Below are 18,407 nucleotides of genomic sequence, written 5' to 3'. Positions count from 1 at the left end.
AACGCTCTCTTGGATCCTCTGCCGGATCGCGCATGTATACCCAGATTTCCGAGTCCGGGAGGGTTACAAGATCGCCAATCTGTTTCAACTGCACAGCAAGGTTGTGTGAAATCAGAAAACTTTCGGCGACCTGTAACCCGGGGTTTTTGCTCTCAGTTCACAGGCTCAGGTGTGCCGTTCCGATCAAAAAGCGTTCGATCTCAAACTACTCAGAACCGATTGTGTGATGGTAGCCGTATCAGACAGCCCACCCAGATCCGGCGGCAGCAATCCCGCGTTCAAAACGTCATCCACGGCCCGTTCAATGGCGCGCGCGGCCTGGAGTTGTCCAAAGCCGTGCTCGAACATCATCGCCACTGACAGGATCGCGCCAATCGGATTGGCGATCCCTTTTCCAGAGATATCCGGCGCGCTGCCGTGGGTCGGCTCGTAGAGACCACCTTTCACCGGATGCCCGGCTCTCGCAGCGGCGGGCAGGGTTGCCGAAGGCAGCATGCCCAGCGACCCGGAGACCACCGCAATCAGATCCGAGATCAGATCGCCGAACAGGTTGTCCGCCAGCAGCACGTCAAACTCCCGCGGGGCGCGGGCAACGGCAAATAGCGCATAGTCCATCAGCAAATGGCGCAGTTCAACATCGGGATACTCATCCCGCCCGATCCGGTCCACCGTTTCACGCCAAAGCTTGCCACTCTCCATCACATTGGACTTGTCCAGAGAGGTCACATGCCCCCGCCGTCCGCGTGCGGCCTCGAAGGCGCAGCGGGCGATGCGTTCAATTTCTGCCGTGCGGTATTCGCTGATCTCAAAGGCTCGGATTTGGCCGTCACTCAGCACCTCGCGCCCCCGGGGTTCGCCATAGTAGATGCCCCCCGAGTTTTCCCGCACAACCAGCAGATTGGCACCGTCCACAACTTCTGGCCGGTAGGGCGTCTGCGGCAGGAGGGCTGTCCACGCCCGTGCCGGTCGCAGGGCGTTATAAACGTCCAATTCGATCCGCAGGCGGGTCAGGCCATCGGTTTCGGTAATGGGTCCGTCGATCCTGATGCCGTCCCATTCCGGCCCGCCCACTGCGCCGACCAGAATGGCATCTGCGGCCCGCGCTTTGTCAACGACCGCATCCGTGCAGAACGTGCCATGCACGTCCCACGACGCACCGCCAAGAAGGTCTTCCTCGATCTCGACCGACACGCCAAACTGATTGGCAACCTGACGCAATACCTCGAGACTGCTGGCCACAACCTCGGGGCCAATATGGTCACCGCCAAGAGCGAGCACCTTGAAAGGTCCGTTCATCCCGCCATCCCCTGCTGCAGCACCATATGCATAGCGTCAGGGTCCAGGTCCCGCTGAAGCAGACGCAGGGTGGAATGAAAGTCGTCCAGATCGACCGAAGACGTCAGGACTGCGCGCGGGGGCGTTTCGGGCGTGAATCCGGTTCGCCCATGCAGCAGTCGCTGATTGTCAAACAGCAGTCCTTCACCCGCCCTCAGATCCAAAGTCAGGCGCAGATCATCGCAATACAGCAGATCAAAGAGCCTCTTCAGGGCGCGATAGGCTGGCACCACCTGATCTGCGGGTACATCCAGCGGAGAGATTTGCCGCTCGTTCATTCTGACACCGCAAACCTGGCCCTGATCATCCCGCTGAATGATCGGCAGGCGGGATTTGTACCAGCGCATGTTGCCATGGCTGTTGTCTCCGGGGTCGAAACGCTGGCAGGTCACATGCATGTTGCAGAGCAGTTCAAAATCCTCAGGCCATTGTTCTTTCAGGCGCCGGACGGCTTCGAACCCGTCCACCAGTGTCGAGGCCCCACCGTTCGAACTGGGCCGCAGCACCTGAAATACGGTGATCCCGATCGCAGCATAGCGATAGGGTTCATCCACATGCGGATCCAACGGACCTGTGGTGTCGCCCACATTGGTTACGGTCTTCTTCTTTTTCAGTGTATAGGTGCCGTAATGTGTTTGTCGCTGCGCCCCGACCAGTTGGATCATTCGTTGGCTTTCGGCCTGATCGGTGGGCGCGTCCACGATCTTGCAAAACCCATAGTCCCGCACAGTTTCTAGGATTTTCAAACGGGCGGCCGGATCAGCCTCGGCCTCGGTCAGCGATCCGACCGGAAGATTGTCGCCAAGAGTTCTGTCCCACAGGGTTGGCTGCACCCGCCTGAGGGCACGCTCGGTGTCAGAGTAGCAGTGGTTGCGCAGCCAGCGCGCGCCATATTCGGATCGATGTCCGTCTGGCCAGATCACGTGAACGGAACTGCCATCCATCCCGACAGTCTGTATTGAGATCCCTTCGTCGATGTGATGCAGCCGAATCCCGCGAACACCGGTCTCTGGAGTGCCGCATTCAGGGCACCAGCATTGATGCCGCAGCCATATGGGATGAAACCGGCTTTCGTGGCCGTCTTCCCAGTTTACGATCAAGTGGTCGTTTTCAACGGCAGTAGAGCGAATGCGGTGGCGGGCAGTTGGCATTGGTCTGTTCCCTGTGGGTTTCCTGCCCGCAATAAGGTCTCCTTCGATTTTGTTTGACAAATTCGAATTCAACACAAGAAAGTTGAGCTCAGCTCACTTATGGAAAGCACATGCTGCCCGACCCCAAAGACCCTTCCTATCTTGGCGCACTGGTCTATTTTCATCATGCCGCTGAAGGCCTGAGTTTTTCCCGCGCGGCCCAAGCCCTGAACGTGACACCTTCGGCGGTCAGCCACCGCATAACGGCTTTGGAAAACGCTTTGGGCAAACGGCTGTTCGAACGGCGTGTGCGGGAAGTCCGCCTCACGCAGGACGGCGCTGAACTGGCGCGCGCCACTGCGGCGATCTGGAATGAACTTAATAGGATCACCGAACAACTGACCACGCAGGAAGTGCTGCGGGTTTCAGTCGGGCCCTATCTGTCATCGCAATGGCTGCTGCCGCGGATCGGCGCATTCGAGGCCCAGCACCCCGGACTACGAGTGGACCTGATCCATGTAATCGGGCGACCGGATGCACGCATCGCAGATGTTTCGATCATCTGGGCAGAACTGGATGGTCCTGCAAGCGAAGCAGTTCTGCTTTTCGACACCAAAGCTGTCCCTGTTGCCGCGCCCGGACTAAAAATCGATCCCAATTTTTGGGAAGGCAAACTACCGCCAATTCATTACCGAGATCGCACCACCTGGCGTCACTGGCTTTCTGCTACGGGCGCTCCGTCGGATTACGCTGAACGCGGGGAGGTTCTGGAAGAGCCACATATCGTTCTCGAAGCTGCGGCTTTTGGGCGGGGGATTGCGATCGGCTTTTTACCCTTCATCGGGAAATTCTTTGAACAAGGGCGGCTTGTTCACGTGGGGACACATTCTGTCCGCTCCAGCCGGGGATACCAGATGAAGGTAAACTCTGACAGCCGCCCAATGGCCAACCTGTTCGCCGATTGGGTTAAGCACCGGGCGAAAGAGGATGTGAGTTAAACGGCAGCGGAATTACAAACTGGATCATCTGGAAATAATTTCTGCGATCTTCTGGCGAACGGTCCAAAGCTCTCCGGAAGATCCTGATGGCGGACAACTACAGTGTTGGATCGCATCAATCACCAGATGTTAGATCAGTCCTTCGATACGTCCACCATATGAGATCACTGAAAACGAAGTATCACATCGACATGTTGTGTGTTGTCTGTGCAATACACGGAAATCTTCCCATGATAACTAAAATTGTCACATTTGTGCCCAGCTTTGATTTTAGCCAGCCAGTGCAACAATAGTTAACAAATCATAAATTTCCGAGGGGGTTTTCGGAGAATGAAGAACTGCGTAGCAGAGCGCGCCCATGAACGTGTGGCGCGAGGGGGTCGTTTGGTGAAATGGAAGGGTCGCGTGGCGAGTGTCGCCCCATCGCTTTTCCTTGCCTCAGTCTCGGTAATCGCCCTGACAGCTGGTGCTGCCCAGGCTCAGGTGATTAACAGCCCACAGGGTAATCAGGCCATCGTCCCAGTTGATGTCGACACAACGATTACGGCAACCGGAGCAATCAACCTGACCACCGGCAGCCCCGTAGCGGTCGAGATCATCACAAATTACTCGAGCACTGCCACCAACAATGGCACTATTTCGGCCCCAACGCCCGGCCTTCCATTCGGGATTGGCGTCGTTCTGAACGGAAACCTCCAAGCATCCGGGGCAATCATAAACAACGGAGACATCAACGTCGCGGCGAACGGCAGCACCGGGGCAGACGCCCTTGGTTTTCTTTTTCTGGGCGACTACGGCGGCTCGTTTTTGAATACAGGGACTGTCTCTGTAAATGCGAATTCTACATCAAGTAACCAAGCGAGCGCGTTGGGTGCGGTTTTTGTTGGGGGTGCTGAGGCAACCGCAACCATTTCAAATTCCGGCACAATCACGGCCGCCGCAAGCGCGGCCGGATCAAGCTCTGCATTGGCGATCGGCTTTGAGTTTGTGAATGACGTCGAGACGGCAATAGAAAACAGCGGAACTATCTCGGCGACGGCATCAAATGCTTCTACCCTTGATGCAATCGGCATCTTGGTGGACGCCAATCTGAACGCCAATCTGAACAACTCGGGTACCATTTCGGCAACCGCGACTGATAACGGCAGCTTTGCCGAAGCGATCGGTGTCCGCGTTGTCCGCGACATGACCGGCAACGTCAACAACAGCGGGACAGTATCTGTCAACGCCTCTGCCCGCACGACAGCGACGGCCTGGGCCTTTCATCTGGAGGACGATCTGACCGGGAATTTTGACAACTCGGGAACAATCACCGCCAACGCTTCTGCCTCGTCCGGCAGCGTGGATTCGGCCGCTGTTTATATCGAAGGTGACACCAACGGGCACATTTCGAACAGCGGAACCATCCGTGTAGATGGGCAGGCTTCGACCCAGGTCAGCGCCTCGGGTTTTTACCTGTCCGGCGAACTCAACGGAAACTTTACGAACACCGGCACAATCAACATTCGTGGAACCAGCACCGGATCGCAAAGTGTCGAGGCATTCGGCCTTTATGTTGATGATGGCATAACGGGCAACATAACTAACAGCGGGGTTTTGTCGGTGTCAGGTGTTGCTGCAAGTGAAGCCAGCGCCCTTGGCATCTACGTTGACAGCGACATTTCCGGCAACTTCAACAACAGTGGTACATTGACGGCTGTGGCTGAGGCCGGATCGGATTCGGCTGAAGCTTATGGTCTTTATGTGGACTCGGATCTTGATGGCAACGTAACAAACAGCGGTGTCATTTATGTGTCTGGCGTCGCTGGAAGCGAAGCAAGCGCATATGGCTTCTATATTGACAGCGACCTCTCCGGAGACTTCAACAATAGCGGTGCGATAACCGTGATGGCGCAGGCCGGATCGGATTCGGCTGAGGCTTATGGCCTTAATGTGGACTCGGATCTTGATGGCAACATAACGAACAGTGGCACAGTCTCAGTGCAGGCTTCGTCCACCAGCTATGAAGCTGAGGCTATCGCCTTCTACATTGATGGTGACGTTACCGGAGACATCAGCAACTCCGGCACAGTTTCTGTAAGTTCAACTGGGGTGTCCACTGCAGATGCGCGTGGTTACCATGTGGATGATGAGTTTACCGGGAACTTTACCAATACCGGTACGATTTCGGTGAACTCGGTAACTACGCAGGCAGCAGGACCGCGCCCACCGCGTCCCCCAAGCCCGCCGTTTGCTGTCACTCCGGACGTAGTGGGTGCCTATTTTGAAGAAGTCGCAACTGGCAATATTGCAAACGCGGGATCGATTTCTGTCAGTGCACAGAATGTCAATGATGCAAGTGCATCGGGTATCTTCCTGCGCGATGACCTGGTTGGGAACTTTACCAACTCTGGCGCGTTAACGGTAAGCACCGGTTCTGACAGCGGCAGCGCCGAAGCTTTTGGCCTGTTTATCGTAAATGATCTGCACGGCGACGCCACCAATAGCGGTACCATCGCCGTTAACGCGAGGGGTAATTCCGACGCCTCCGCTGCGGGACTGAACATCGTTGACGATTTTGAAGGGAATTTTCAGAACTCTGGTTCGATAAACGCGGCTGCGAGTTCTGTCACCGAAGACGCATATGCGTCCGGCCTGACTGTCGGGGACAGGATGGAAGGGAATGTTTCCAACAGTGGATCGATCACTGCCGCTGCAACAGGTGGCGAAAGTGCCTTTGCTGCAGGTTTCGAGGTGCTAGATGGCATTGTTGGGAACTTGGCCAACTCTGGCACGATAAATGTGACAAGTACGAGCACAAGTGACGAAGCCGCGGCATTCGGGTTCTTTGTGCGTAACGAAGATTCCAGTGATCCGGATGCCTCAGTGAAAGGAGACTTCACAAACAGCGGCAGCATCACGGTTCGCGCCGAAGGAGACACCGGTTCTGCCTATGCCAGCGGCCTCTATGTTCGCCACGGTTTTGAAGGAAACCTGACCAATTCCGGCGTAATCGACACTGTGAGTATTTCCCAGAAAGATGATGCCACGGCACGCGGTATCTACGTTCGTGGTGACACAGCCGGAAGAGTTACAAACAACGGCAGCATTTCGGTTCTGGCCCGCGGGGCCGAGGATATCAGGGCGCAGGGCATATTGCTGTACGACAACGTAAGCGCGCCTGTCGTGAACACTGGTACGATCAACGCGACCGCGAATATCGTGAATGGTACCAATGACGCCGAAGCCCTCGCGGCAGGCGTCTGGGTCGAGGACATGCAGGGCACGTTTTCGAACACCGGCACCATCACGGCAACGGCAACTGGCGGCGCATCTGCCACGGCTTACGGGCTGTATTTCGAAAACTTTGACGGCGTTATTTCAAACGTCGAACGAATCTCGGCTACATCCGACGGTGGCAAGGCCTATGCGATCTTCCTTGGCACGGGCTCTGGCACTCTGAACGTGGACACAATGGATCGGGTGACTGGTCTGATCCGGGTACAGGACCATAACGTAAACCTGGATGCGCAGGGTGGCAGCAACGTCTTTTACTTTGAAGATGCAGCGCCGGGCACAGGCGTTTTCAGGACACGGGTTTCTGACGGCAGATCAGCCTGGTTTGTTCAGGATGAGGGCGGATCGGCACCTGTCTATGCGACCGTGGATGGTGGTGATCTTGGAATTTCCGGCGATGTCACCGCGTTTTTTGGAGATGTTGTGGGCAGCGCTGATCAAGCCTTGAGATACGACCAGCTGCCGCAGGTCTCGCGCGGTTTCTCGTTCCGGCAGGAGAATGCCCTATTAGGCGGGTTCCGGCCTTACGCGATGATCGACGCCCAATATCGTGAGTTTGAAAACGTACCGGGCAATGAAACTGACATCTCACTGTTCAACGGCAGTGCAGGGCTCTCCGGCCAACTGGACAATGGCCTGTCACTTGCTTTTGGCTTGGGTGTTTTCACTGCCGATGGCGAGACCAACACCACGGATTTTGACACCACAGGTTTCTATCTGGACACCGCGATTGGACGTCAGATTGGGGCCTATACGCTTGAGGCCGGATTGGGCTACGGATGGTTGTCAACGGATCGGTCGCGTCAGATCATAGGCAGCGCAGACGCAAATGCCGACTATGACAGTAAGTTGTTGACCGCTCACATCGGTGTCGAACGGGAATTTGATGTCAGCGACAATTTCGGGCTGCTGGGTCTTGGCGAAGTCCGGTACACACGCCAGAAGGACGACGAATATACAGAAACCGGCTCCGCCACCAATGCGACTGTGGGCTCAACCACAACTGAAGTGATCGAAGCCCGGCTCGGCGCAGAATTCTACAAAGATCTGGGTCGCGGAGGTATCATCTCGGGTCAGTTGAGTGGCGTCCTGCGCAGGGGGCTGGGTGACAACAGCACTGCGGTCAGCCTGTTTTCGTCAACGGAGACGCTGACATTCGCGTCCACGGACTTTACCGGCGCCAGCGTTGTGCTGGGGTATGAAAAAGACCTTCTGCAGGGCATGCGGTTCGAAGCCACCGCCGAGCAGGAAATCGGAGACGACGCTCAGGGACCCTACCTGCGCGCCGGTTTGAACTGGTCGTTCTGAACTAAGATCCGCTGCGCCGCATTTTCAAGCGGCGCAGCGGACGGCATTGCCAATTAGATCGCCGTATTATTTGGATATAGAACGGCCATAGCTAGCGACGCGCCGGGCATATATGTCCTGCGATCATGGCAAGTATCCGAAAGCCCAAGGCCGTGGCGTTTAATGTCGCTGCGCGCGGATCATTCGGCGACAGCAGACAAATTCAATTCAGCTCTGCCGTAATCGTTTTTGTGCCCTGCGGATGGCGCTCCATTTGGAAATTTTGTGGGGTGCCTTAAGAAATGATTTCCGCCAATCCAACTCGTCCGGAGGAGCACCCGCTGCCAACTTTCGTATCCTGTTTGGGCTGAATAGTTCGAATTGCTGTAACCGCCTCAACGCATCCTTGACTTGCTCAGGCGATTTATCCGATCCAGTCCCTTCCGGAGATTTCTGCGTTTTGTCTTGTGAAACTCGATCCTGCTCAAGACAGTTTTCCAACTCGGGAACTTGTTTGACAGCAACCGACAAGAGGTCAGCCTGGGAAACGGCGCGTTTTACCAGTTTGAACTTGTTTTCTTGCCGGTCCAGCCAGATGCTGGGTGTAGAGATGTTTCCGAGTTTCAAGCTGGATTCGAAATCGGAAATTCGATCTGCTTTCGAACAGATCTTATCAACCTCCGAAAGATAGGCCTCAAGGTTGTTCGAAAGCTGGCCTTCCCTTTTAGAATAGCGCCCTGTCATAATTCCTAGCAGTTGGTGAAGGGGTGCATGTTGCGCCATCAATCGCCAAAGGTTCCAGTCGCCCGCAAGCTTCAAACCGGAAAAAGCTTCATTCTTATCGACCGCATCCCAAAGCCATTTGCGAAAGAATGTTCCCTCTTGCTGAATTGTTGTCATCAACATTGTGTCCGCGGCGCCGCATGCAATTAGGTCTTGCGGAAGAGGAGGGGAAGAAAATCTGGTTGGGCGGCCCGCTTCATCCGTGTGATTGTGTATTCCTGTGAACCAAGAAACTTCACTGGAGCTGAGCTCTTGATCCAACGACGCCGCCAGTGCGCATGCGCCAGGCAACAACAAGTCATCAAAGTTAATCCACGTCAAAAAGGCGTCGTCTGGCGCTTCTGACAGGTGTTCGAACCCCTTGGTCACTGCCTCGTACATTGATCCATCAGGCTCGGATGTAAATGAGAAGTCTATCGCTTCACAGAAAATCGGAATGGAATTTGTTGCGAGTCTTTGTTTCCACGCTTCCAATTTTTGGATTGTGCCATCGGTCGATCCACCATCCTGAACGTGGTACCGAATGCGGAAAGGCCCGGACTGCATCACTACGTGCATGATGCAGCGGTCGATTAACTCAACACCGTTAAACACAGGGGTTACAATGTAGATTGTTTTCAACGATTTTGCCTTATTCTATGGCCTGGATTTACCAGATGGAATTCTTGAATCTACGATTCGTAGCGGCGAGATTACTAGCTTGATTACTGGGTGACGACAGTTGAATTTTGCTTCTGGTTTTGTAGCCAGATCGACTTTGCCACAGTTCTTAACTTCAAATAAGGCGCGTGACAGTTGGAAAGGCACTTGTCGATTTTTGCCAGTTTATCCAGTCGGCGCCAGATTTGAAAATTCAAGTAACAGAGGTGTCTGCCTGTAATTTGGTAGGCCCAAAAAGCGCCCATGATTGTTCTACCTGTTTGGCGATCCCAGAGGAGGGGGTCGGCAACCGGAGCCATCCCGGCTTTCGGTATACCGACACAATCGCAACCCGTGTTGGCACTATCGCCAAAATGAACGTCTGACTTTCACGAACAACAGGTTTGCAATTGTTCCATTCTGGTCAGAACGTCCACCTCAAGCCGGCCTGAAAATATGGCCCTTGTGCGTCGCTGCCGAATTCCTGTTCGGCATTGACTTCGAACAACATGTTGGGAACGAATTCGTGCTCATACCCGACCAGTACACTGGCGCCGGTGAAATCCGTGGACGGGAACGTAAGGTTCTGGGTTGTTGAAAACACCGTCACGGATGCATCGGTATCGCCCAGACTGCGCCGGAGGACACCCGACAACTGACCCAGCAGGACACCACCACTACTTAGCGACCAATCAGCCTCGACACCCAACCGGGCTTCGATGACTTCGGTCGTGCTGTCCTGAACCGTTGCTTTAGCGGACGAGCCGGTTTCGGTATAATCATCATCGTCCTGGCGGGTATAGCGCACCTCGCCAAAGCCAAGCAGTCCAAACGCGTTGCTGGTATCAAGGGATCGTTCGACCCCCAGATAAGCCGTTATAAGATTGCTGTCGTAGTCGGCGTTAGCATCAGTACTGCCGGTGATTTCGCGCGACCGCTCGGTCGACAACCAGCCATAGCCCAGCCCGGCCTCGACCGTGAACGATCCGAACTGACGACCGACCGAGGCATCCAGATACACACCATCCGTGTCGAAATCGGTGGTGTCGGTATCCCCGTTCGAGCGGAAAACACCCAACCCCAGCGCCAGTGCCAGACCATTGTCCAGCTGTCCGGACACTCCCACGCTGCCGTCAAACACCGTGACGTCAGTGTCGACTCCGGGCACGTTCTCGAACTGGCGGGCTGCGGCATCGACAGTCACATACGGACGGAAGGGGCCGAAGCTGACGCCCGAGACGCGCCCTGTTGTGGCATTTCGCGTGACCTGAGCCTGCCCGCCGTAGCTCAACACGCTCGCAGATCCATTGATCACGCTGCCATAAAACGCCGTCACATCGGCTGAGTTCAGGAGTTCAGAGGAATCGACACTGGCATAGATCGGTGCGGCACCGCCTTCGTCCTGCACGAACCAGCCGGACCGACCATCCGATACCTTGGTGGTGAACACTCCCGAAACCGCAGCGGCGTCTTCGAACCGCAACACCGTGCTGCCGCCAACAGCGTCCAGATTGACGTTGTGATCCTGAACACGGATCAGACCACCGACCTTGTCTTTGGTATCTACATTCAAGGTCCCGGTGCCGGTTCCCAGATAGATCGCATAGGCATCACCGGACTCAGAAGCTGCAGAGATATCTCCTACCGCCGTGATTTCTCCGTCAAAGTTCTCGAAATACAGACCGTAGGCGTTGACCATGTCTCCACCCGCAGCGGTTGCCCGTATGACACCGCTGTTGGCAAAATTGCCCTGCATATCCTCGATATAGAACCCTGCGGCAGTGCCGTTGGCATTGTCTGTTGCGTTGATCAGTGTGGCATCCGCCATTACAGTCCCCGAGTTGATCACATTGCCGGACATCGTATCGTACAGCAGAACGGCCTGAGCCCGCGCGCTTTCGACCCCTTGGGCAATGGCTGTGATCCCGCCTTTGTTCTGAACGGTGCCGATGGTCCCGCCGCGCACGTAGATACCACGCGCCCTGGAATCCTCGGTCTCCGAAACGGATTGCGCGGTGATCGTGCCCGAGTTGTTCAACCCACCATCAAGGCCGTTTCGGATATAGACGCCACCCACATAGGCGCTGTGACCTTTGGCCTGAACCGAGATCGTACCGCTATTGTCGATATCGCCGCTGACCCCGTTTCCGGCATAAAGCCCAAAGGCTTCGGCCTCGGTTCCCTGTGATGTGGCCTGCGCGGTCACCCTACCTGAATTCGAGAAGCTGCCATCGTGCCGCTCATCGATATTGAACGCAGTTGCTTCGGCTTCCTCACGGGCTGCAGCTAACACCGAAACAGAGCCTGCATTAACGATGTCGCCATTGAAATCACCATCACTGCCATCAGCGCCGACATACAGACCATAGGCTTCGGCAAATTTGTCGGCTGAATTGGCCCCAACGGAAATCGTACCCTGGTTCAGGAAGTCACCGCTCAACCCGTTGTCTGCGTAAATCGCTGCCGCTATCGCCTCCTGGTCCGCGTTGGCATTAACCATTATCGAACCGGCGTTGCTTACGCTGCTGGTGGCCTGTCCGTTCTCGAAGTAAACCCCATAGGCGTTGGCAAATTCGTCGTCAGAATTGGCCAGAACGTTTAAGGACCCGGAATTGTCGATATCGGCGACAACCTCGCCATTTCTGGTCAGAAGGCCATAGGCCACGGCTTGCTTTTCGCCTGCATCCGCCACTGCCTGAATGGATCCGGAATTGTTCAGCGCTCCGGTCCATTCCCGGTTGACGTAGACACCGGCCACGGTGGCTTCGGTCGCGCCAATACCCTGAACCGAGATCGCGCCCGAATTGACGATGTTCCCTTCCAGACCCGAAACGACCGAAATACCATAGCCAAGCGCATCTTCGTCTTCGCTTTGAGTCACGATCGCAATCGTGCCGGAGTTTATGACGTTTGCATCAACCTCACCGGATAGCCTCAGCCCGATCGCCTCGGCGGATTCTCCGGCGGTTGCTTGCAACGTGATGAGGCCGCTGTTGCTGACGTCCTGACTGACACCGTCACGAATGGCGACGCCATAGGCATCCAGATCATCCTCATCGGTATGCCCGACAATCTGGATCGTGCCGGTGTTTGAAAACGCGCCGTCCAGCCCATTGTCAATCCGGATGCCGTACACGTCGGCTGAGGTGGCACTGTCAACCTCGCTGCGGATGAGGCCGCTGTTCTGCACAGCGCCCGTCACGCCGTCCTGGGCGTACAGACCATAGGCATAGGCTTGCTTGTTCTCTCCGGTGGCCTTCACCGACAGGGTACCGGCATTGCTGAACCCGCCCTGCACATGGCCCGTTACATCCAGACCCATCACCATGACGTCTTCGTGGTTGGAGTCAGACGCTGTGGCCGCAACAGATATGTTGCCGGAGTTGGAAAATGTGCCCGTCAGGTTACCGTTGACGCGAAAGCCCGCAGCCGTTGCCGTATCCGCACCTTTGGCTGACACAGAAACCGTGCCGCCGTTTGTGATGTTTCCGGTGATGTCACCGTAAGACACCAGACCAAATGCGAAAGCGTCCGACGATGACACGACGGATTCGGCACGGATAATGCCTGTGTTGGTGATATTCCCGTCAAGGCCCCCGCCGATGCGCACTCCGGCGGCGTCAGCTGATGCCGATCCTGCATGCGCAACGGCCGTGACACTGCCTGAATTGCGGATGTTGCCCGTCACGCCACTGGTAATGTCCACACCGCTGGCGCGCGCGCTGGAGCCACTGGCATCGGCTTTGACCGTGATGGCCCCGAGGTTGTTAAGGTGCCCTGTGAGACCGCCCGCAATGTCGACACCATTGACCGTAACTTCGTCAGAACCCGTGGCGTTGACGACAATCGAACCGCTGTTCGTAACAGTCCCCGTCAGACCGCTGCTGACATCAAAACCGTCCACGCGTACCGACGTGGATCCTGTTGCTGACACTGTGACCGTACCAGAATTCGTCAGGTCTCCGTTCATACCACTCGACACGTGCAATGCAGACGCAGAGGCGCGGGTGGACCCACCATTCGCGGTAACCGAAACTGTTCCGGAATTCAGAAAGTTCCCGTCGAGCCCGCTGGAAACGTCGAAAGCATCGGCTTCTGCCCGCACGGTACTGACAGCTTCGACGGTGACTGTTCCGTTGTTGGTAATGTCACCGGTCATGCCGCTGCTGACATAAAAGGCATCAGCATCCGCTTCGCTGAAATCACTTTCGGCTTTTACCGTAACGGTGCCGGAATTCACGAAGCTGCCTGTCAGGCCACTGCTGACATAAAACGCATCCGCATCGACCGTTGTAGACCCCAAGGCATTGACCGCGACCGTGCTGGTATTGGTAATGTCACCCGTCATTCCACCGCTGACATAGAAAGCCTTTGCATCCGTGTAGTCGATGCCGCCCTGCACATCGAGCGAGATGCTGCCAGAGTTCAGGAAATTCCCGGTCAGACCACTTCCGACGCGTACACCTGCGGCGTTTGCCGTATTTGATCCCGCACGTGCGTTGGCGATGATACTGCCAGAGTTGGTGATGTTGCCGGTCATACCGCTTGTGATATCGATGCCATTTGCGCGCCCGCTGGAACCACTGGCGTTGGCTTCAGCCGTAATGGTGCCGCTGTTGAAGACGTGGCCTGTCAAACCTCCGGCAATGTCGATCCCGTTGACGCGAACTTCGTTCGAGCCCGTCGCGTTGACCGAAATTGTACCGGTGTTTCTGACATTCCCCGTCAGACCGCCGCTTACATCGAAGCCATCCGCGTGAGCAGTCGTAGTCGCCGAAGCGGACACGGTGACAGTGCCTGAGTTCGAGATGTTTCCATCCATGCCACCAGCCACGTGCAACGCCGATGCAGAGGCTTGGCTCAATCCGCTAGCGTCAACCGACACCGTACCTGTGTTCGAGTAGTTGCCATCGAGCCCGCTTGAGACACTGAACGCATCTGCGCTTGCTCTTGACGTGCTAACGGCTTCGACGGTGACTGTTGCATTGTTGGTAATGTCACCGGTCATGCCACTGGTGACGTAGAACGCGTCCGCATCCGCCTCGCTGAAACCACTTTCGGCCTTTACGGCGATGCTGCCGGAGTTGACGAAGTTGCCGGTCAGACCACTGCTAACATAAAACGCGTCCGCATTAACCGACGAAGACCCCAATGAATTGACCGTGACAGTGCTGGAATTGGTAATGTCACCCGTCATTCCACCGCTGACAAAGAAGGCATCGGCACGCACGTCATCGCTGCCGCCCTGCGCATCGATCGAAATGCTGCCGGAATTCTGAAAATTCCCGGTAAGGCCGCCACTGATATAGTAGCCATCGGCATCCGCAGCCGAAGAGCCCGAGGCCACAACAGTCATTGACCCTGTATTGGTCACATTCCCTTGCACGCCATTGTCAACGCGAACCCCCTCGGCGTCCGAGTTCGTTTGGCTGTTAAGCGCCTCTACAGTGATGTTACCTGCGTTCGTGACATTGCCCGCCACGCCGTCGGCGACCTTGACACCAACGGCCTGCGCTGTGTCTGCCCCGGAACTGGTCCGTGCGTTGATCGCATTAGAATTGACTAAGTTGCCGTTCAAAGTCCCATCGACATTGACACCGACCACCGAAACAGCAGCCCCGCCCGTTGTCGTTGCGCTGAGGGTTCCGGTGTTCCGGATCGTGGTGTCTACGTCATCCCCAAACAGCAGTGCCGTCGCCGATGCATTCGACGACCCAGCTGCTGCCACAGCCGAGACTGTCCCGGCATTCAAAACGGATCCGGTGGACTCGACACCATTCTCAAAACGGGCGCCGGTTGCGACTGCATTGTCAGCAATTGCGGATGCGCTGGCCGACACGGTTCCCGTATTCGAAAACGCCCCGTTAGCATCCGCATCAATCAGGATGCCCTGGGCAGTGACGTTGCCCGTACCGCCGGTAATGGAGGCACTGATTGCGCCGTTGTTGGCGATTTGACCAGTGGGCAGCAACTGATCATTCAGCTGCAATCCGACTGCCTGCGAACTGCCCGTTGCAGAGACAGTGCCGTCGTTGGTCAATGCGCTGGAATAAGTCGTATCTAATGTGACAGCGGTTGCCGTGGCCGAGGAAACGTTCACCGCGCCTGTTGGCGTGATGCTGATGTCTTCGTCATTTGTAAAGTTTTGGGGCGTGGTTCGCAGCGTGTCTATGACCTCTGCTTGTGCCACGCCAGCTGGCGCTGTTGAGATCACGGCTGAGGCAAGGAATACCGAAGGCGCTATGCTTGCAATCTGACCTTTCCATTTGACAACTCGTCCACCTTTGGCCACGTGCGTCTGCACGGACCGCCGCAATCCACCTGTATTCACCGAAGTCCCCCAAAAAGGTCTTTTTTGATTTTTCTTTAATTGGCCTAAGAATAAATCCCGGCGGAATTGTGGCGAACATCAAGAGTCTTCACCAGATATTCAAAATGGATCGCCGGCAATGCCTCCGATCGTGTATCAATTTGATATATTGAGGGAAATACAGGCAGATCCGAGATTTTCAGCGAGTGCATTCAGGGCAGATTCCAAACCGTCTGCCATGTGAAAATCAGGGTCAGAGCTAAATACGGGCGTCCGTGATTGTTTCGATCAGCGGGCCCAGATGACGCTCGTATTTCCTCCACTTTGCCTTCGAAGAGGAATAGAGCGGTCGGCGAACCTGCTGAACGCTGGCGGTGCGAACCCGGCGTTTGCTCTTGTGGAATTCCAGACAAGCATTGTCCCAGTGCAATCCGCAGAAATCGATCAAACCCCGCGCGACGACCTCGAAATCGTCGATCAGCGCCTCATACTGAATGCTGTGGAATGAACCTTCTGGCAGCAGCGTGCGCCAGTGCCTCATGAGTCGGACGTAATTGTTGTAGAAGCGGCCCAGTTCAACCTGATCGTAGCTATGTAACTGACTGCGTTCAAACAGACGTGTGTAACATGACAGACATGTATCCAGCGGGTCGCGGGAGATGTGGATGATCTTTGCGTTTGGCATGATCGCATGAATCAGCCCAACGAGTTGAAAGTTGGCAGGCATTTTATCGACGACATGCGGGACGTCCGGGGCGAATTGCGTCAACACCTCGACATAATCTTCTGCGCGTTGCCTGAGCTTGTCGTCCGGCAGCGACCGAAGGGCCAGAGGTACATTCGTTAGGCCGTCGCCCATTCTGCCAAACAGGTTCTGCAGATCGTTCAGCTCGCCGGCTCCAAAAATTTCCGGATGCGAATTCAGGATGGATTCGGTCAACGTGGTCCCCGACCGTGGCATCCCAACGACAAAAATCGGCCGGTCGCTTTGAACCGCGCAGCCGCGCAGCCGATCGATCATGTTCTGATCAAAGCATTCTATCAACGCGTCCGTCAGTTGATCATTTTCGGCGGGATCGTACTCAATCAAAGAGCGTTTTACCCGGGCGCCCAAGGAAAATTGCTCGAACGCTTCGTCAAATCGTCCCAGCTTTTCATAGCTCTCACCCATCGCGTAATGATAGGCGGTGGCCTTATGTGGCAACATCTCTGACGCTTGCGGCATCGCTGCTTCCATCGCCTGAAACACGGGGCTGTCAGCGGTCATTTCTTCCAGTCTGGCCAGCGAAAGCAATGCGCCCAGTTTGTCGTCGGCCGCGTCGGAAGCCGCTTCAAAATGCTGCCGGGCCTTTTCAAAGTCGCCCTGTTCCATTTCCAGATGACCCAGCGCCAGTCTGCTGGCTGTCATGTCAGGTTTCAAATCCAAGGCTTTCAGATAGCAGGTTATCGCGGATTCAGTGTCACCAAGCTGAGCCTGCGCCATGGCCATCTGATGAAAGGCCGTAGCGCTTTCCGCATCAAGACGCAGCGCTTGCTTGGCCTCGACCAGGGCAAGGCCGGGGTGGTTCTTTTCATAAAGAACCTGTGACAATCCCACATAGCTTTCTGCGTTCTGCCCGTTCAATGCGATCGCATTTCGAAAAGACTTCTCGGCTTTGTCCAAATCCGGCACAAGCAGGAAGATACGGCCCAGATTCCGATGCAACTCGGCATCCTGCGGGGCGCGTTCCAGATGCTTTTCCGCCACGGCGCGGGCCTCGGCGATTTTTTCGGCCTCAATCAGAACAGAAACAAGGTTGTTGGCCGTTTCGTTGGAGCGCGGATTAATTCTGAGCGCTTTTTGGTACAGTACCACCGCCTTTTCGCGATCATCGTTATCGCGTGCGATACTTCCAAGGTTGTTGATCGCCCGGTCGAATTCGGGATCAAGCGCCAGCGCTCTTTCCTGCGACGCTTCTGCGTCAGCGAGGTTTCCCAGGTCATAACAGACCAGACCCAGATTGGAGTGCGCAGCTGCGCTGCCGGGCGCAAGACGAACGGCCCTATGACCGATTTCAACAGCCTGTTCCAGATTGCCGGCGCTGCGAAGTATCTCGGTGAAATTGGTCAGGAAATTCGCGTTGTCCGGCTGCAATCTGACGGCCTCGTTCATGGCGCGTATTGCTGGTTCGAACTGACCGGCTTGGAAGGCGATAAGACCGATCATCTGATGGGCTGCAGCATGTTCCGGTACGGCCTGCACAATACGCGACAACAGTGAAGCGGCGTGTTGCAGTTGCCCACCTTGATAATGCGTCATTGCCTGATCAAACGCATCCTGCACCGAAATCTGTTGCTGGCTGGTCATCGGCATTCCTTTTTTAGCCAGAGAAGACAGGCGGGACGCCTCGTTAGGCCATCTACAACTGCAAATTTGTCTGGTCAAGATTGTGACCCGAGCATTTGGCGGCGCCGCCTCGATTGATCCGCCGATGGGTTGGCTTTGGGTTACAATGTCTGGATCAAAGCCTGCAGGATGCGCATCGCCCCTGTTGATGCCCCGGGCGTTAGGGCATCAAAGACTCAGGAGCTTAGAGATGGCGCATATTTGCAAATTAGATGGCGCATCGGACATCAATCGCAAGAAGTTGGGAGCTAGGCTTTAGCACG

7 protein-coding genes are annotated in these 18,407 nt (G+C 55.8%); 2 read left to right on the top strand and 5 right to left on the bottom strand.

The genetic code is table 11. The features are described from left to right. Nucleotides 1-183: 183 nt before the first annotated feature. Together leuB and ACR0NW_RS12680 are read right to left on the bottom strand one after the other, a co-directional pair. On the bottom strand, nucleotides 184-1,296 hold the full coding sequence (gene leuB, locus ACR0NW_RS12685) for a 3-isopropylmalate dehydrogenase (RefSeq protein ID WP_480450222.1): 1,113 nt from the start codon (nucleotides 1,294-1,296) through the stop codon (nucleotides 184-186). Then, a complete protein-coding gene (locus ACR0NW_RS12680) occupies nucleotides 1,293-2,486 on the bottom strand; it encodes a TauD/TfdA family dioxygenase (RefSeq protein WP_480450224.1) in 1,194 nt (397 codons plus the stop codon). Before ACR0NW_RS12680 ends, leuB begins: the two co-directional genes overlap by 4 nt. A 110-nt stretch (nucleotides 2,487-2,596) precedes the next feature. Between ACR0NW_RS12680 and ACR0NW_RS12675 the strand changes: the two genes are divergently transcribed. Both ACR0NW_RS12675 and ACR0NW_RS12670 read left to right on the top strand, forming a co-directional pair. After that, entirely contained in the window at nucleotides 2,597-3,463 is an 867-nt protein-coding gene (locus ACR0NW_RS12675) for a LysR family transcriptional regulator (protein WP_480450226.1), read from the top strand. A gap of 330 nt (nucleotides 3,464-3,793) precedes the next feature. Continuing rightward, nucleotides 3,794-8,047, top strand: a complete 4,254-nt coding sequence (locus tag ACR0NW_RS12670) for a hypothetical protein (protein WP_480450227.1) — start codon at nucleotides 3,794-3,796, stop codon at nucleotides 8,045-8,047. Nucleotides 8,048-8,254: 207 nt separating this feature from the next. Here the strand turns inward: ACR0NW_RS12670 and ACR0NW_RS12665 are convergent, their stop codons facing one another. The 3 genes from ACR0NW_RS12665 to ACR0NW_RS12655 form a co-directional block, all read right to left on the bottom strand. Further along, on the bottom strand, nucleotides 8,255-9,430 hold the full coding sequence (locus ACR0NW_RS12665; protein ID WP_480450229.1) for a glycosyltransferase family protein: 1,176 nt from the start codon (nucleotides 9,428-9,430) through the stop codon (nucleotides 8,255-8,257). A gap of 442 nt (nucleotides 9,431-9,872) precedes the next feature. Continuing rightward, on the bottom strand, nucleotides 9,873-15,779 hold the full coding sequence (locus ACR0NW_RS12660; protein WP_480791875.1) for a hypothetical protein: 5,907 nt from the start codon (nucleotides 15,777-15,779) through the stop codon (nucleotides 9,873-9,875). A gap of 238 nt (nucleotides 15,780-16,017) precedes the next feature. Then, the gene (locus tag ACR0NW_RS12655) at nucleotides 16,018-18,105 is read right to left on the bottom strand and encodes a tetratricopeptide repeat-containing sulfotransferase family protein (RefSeq protein WP_480450231.1); all 2,088 of its coding nucleotides are present in this window, start codon (nucleotides 18,103-18,105) and stop codon (nucleotides 16,018-16,020) included. Nucleotides 18,106-18,407 lie beyond the last annotated feature (302 nt).

The organism is Ruegeria sp. CF5, assembly GCF_056537325.1.
The sequence above is the reverse complement of the archived record's forward strand: the minus strand, read 5'-3'. Positions and strand labels throughout refer to the sequence as shown.

Bases quoted from the DNA above. Each gene is read 5' to 3' on its own strand.
- ACR0NW_RS12680 (WP_480450224.1), bottom strand. From the start codon at position 2,486: ATGCCAACTGCCCGCCACCGCATTCGCTCTACTGCCGTTGAAAACGAC.
- leuB (WP_480450222.1), bottom strand. From the start codon at position 1,296: ATGAACGGACCTTTCAAGGTGCTCGCTCTTGGCGGTGACCATATTGGC.
- ACR0NW_RS12670 (WP_480450227.1), top strand. From the start codon at position 3,794: ATGAAGAACTGCGTAGCAGAGCGCGCCCATGAACGTGTGGCGCGAGGG.
- ACR0NW_RS12655 (WP_480450231.1), bottom strand. From the start codon at position 18,105: ATGACCAGCCAGCAACAGATTTCGGTGCAGGATGCGTTTGATCAGGCA.
- ACR0NW_RS12675 (WP_480450226.1), top strand. From the start codon at position 2,597: ATGCTGCCCGACCCCAAAGACCCTTCCTATCTTGGCGCACTGGTCTAT.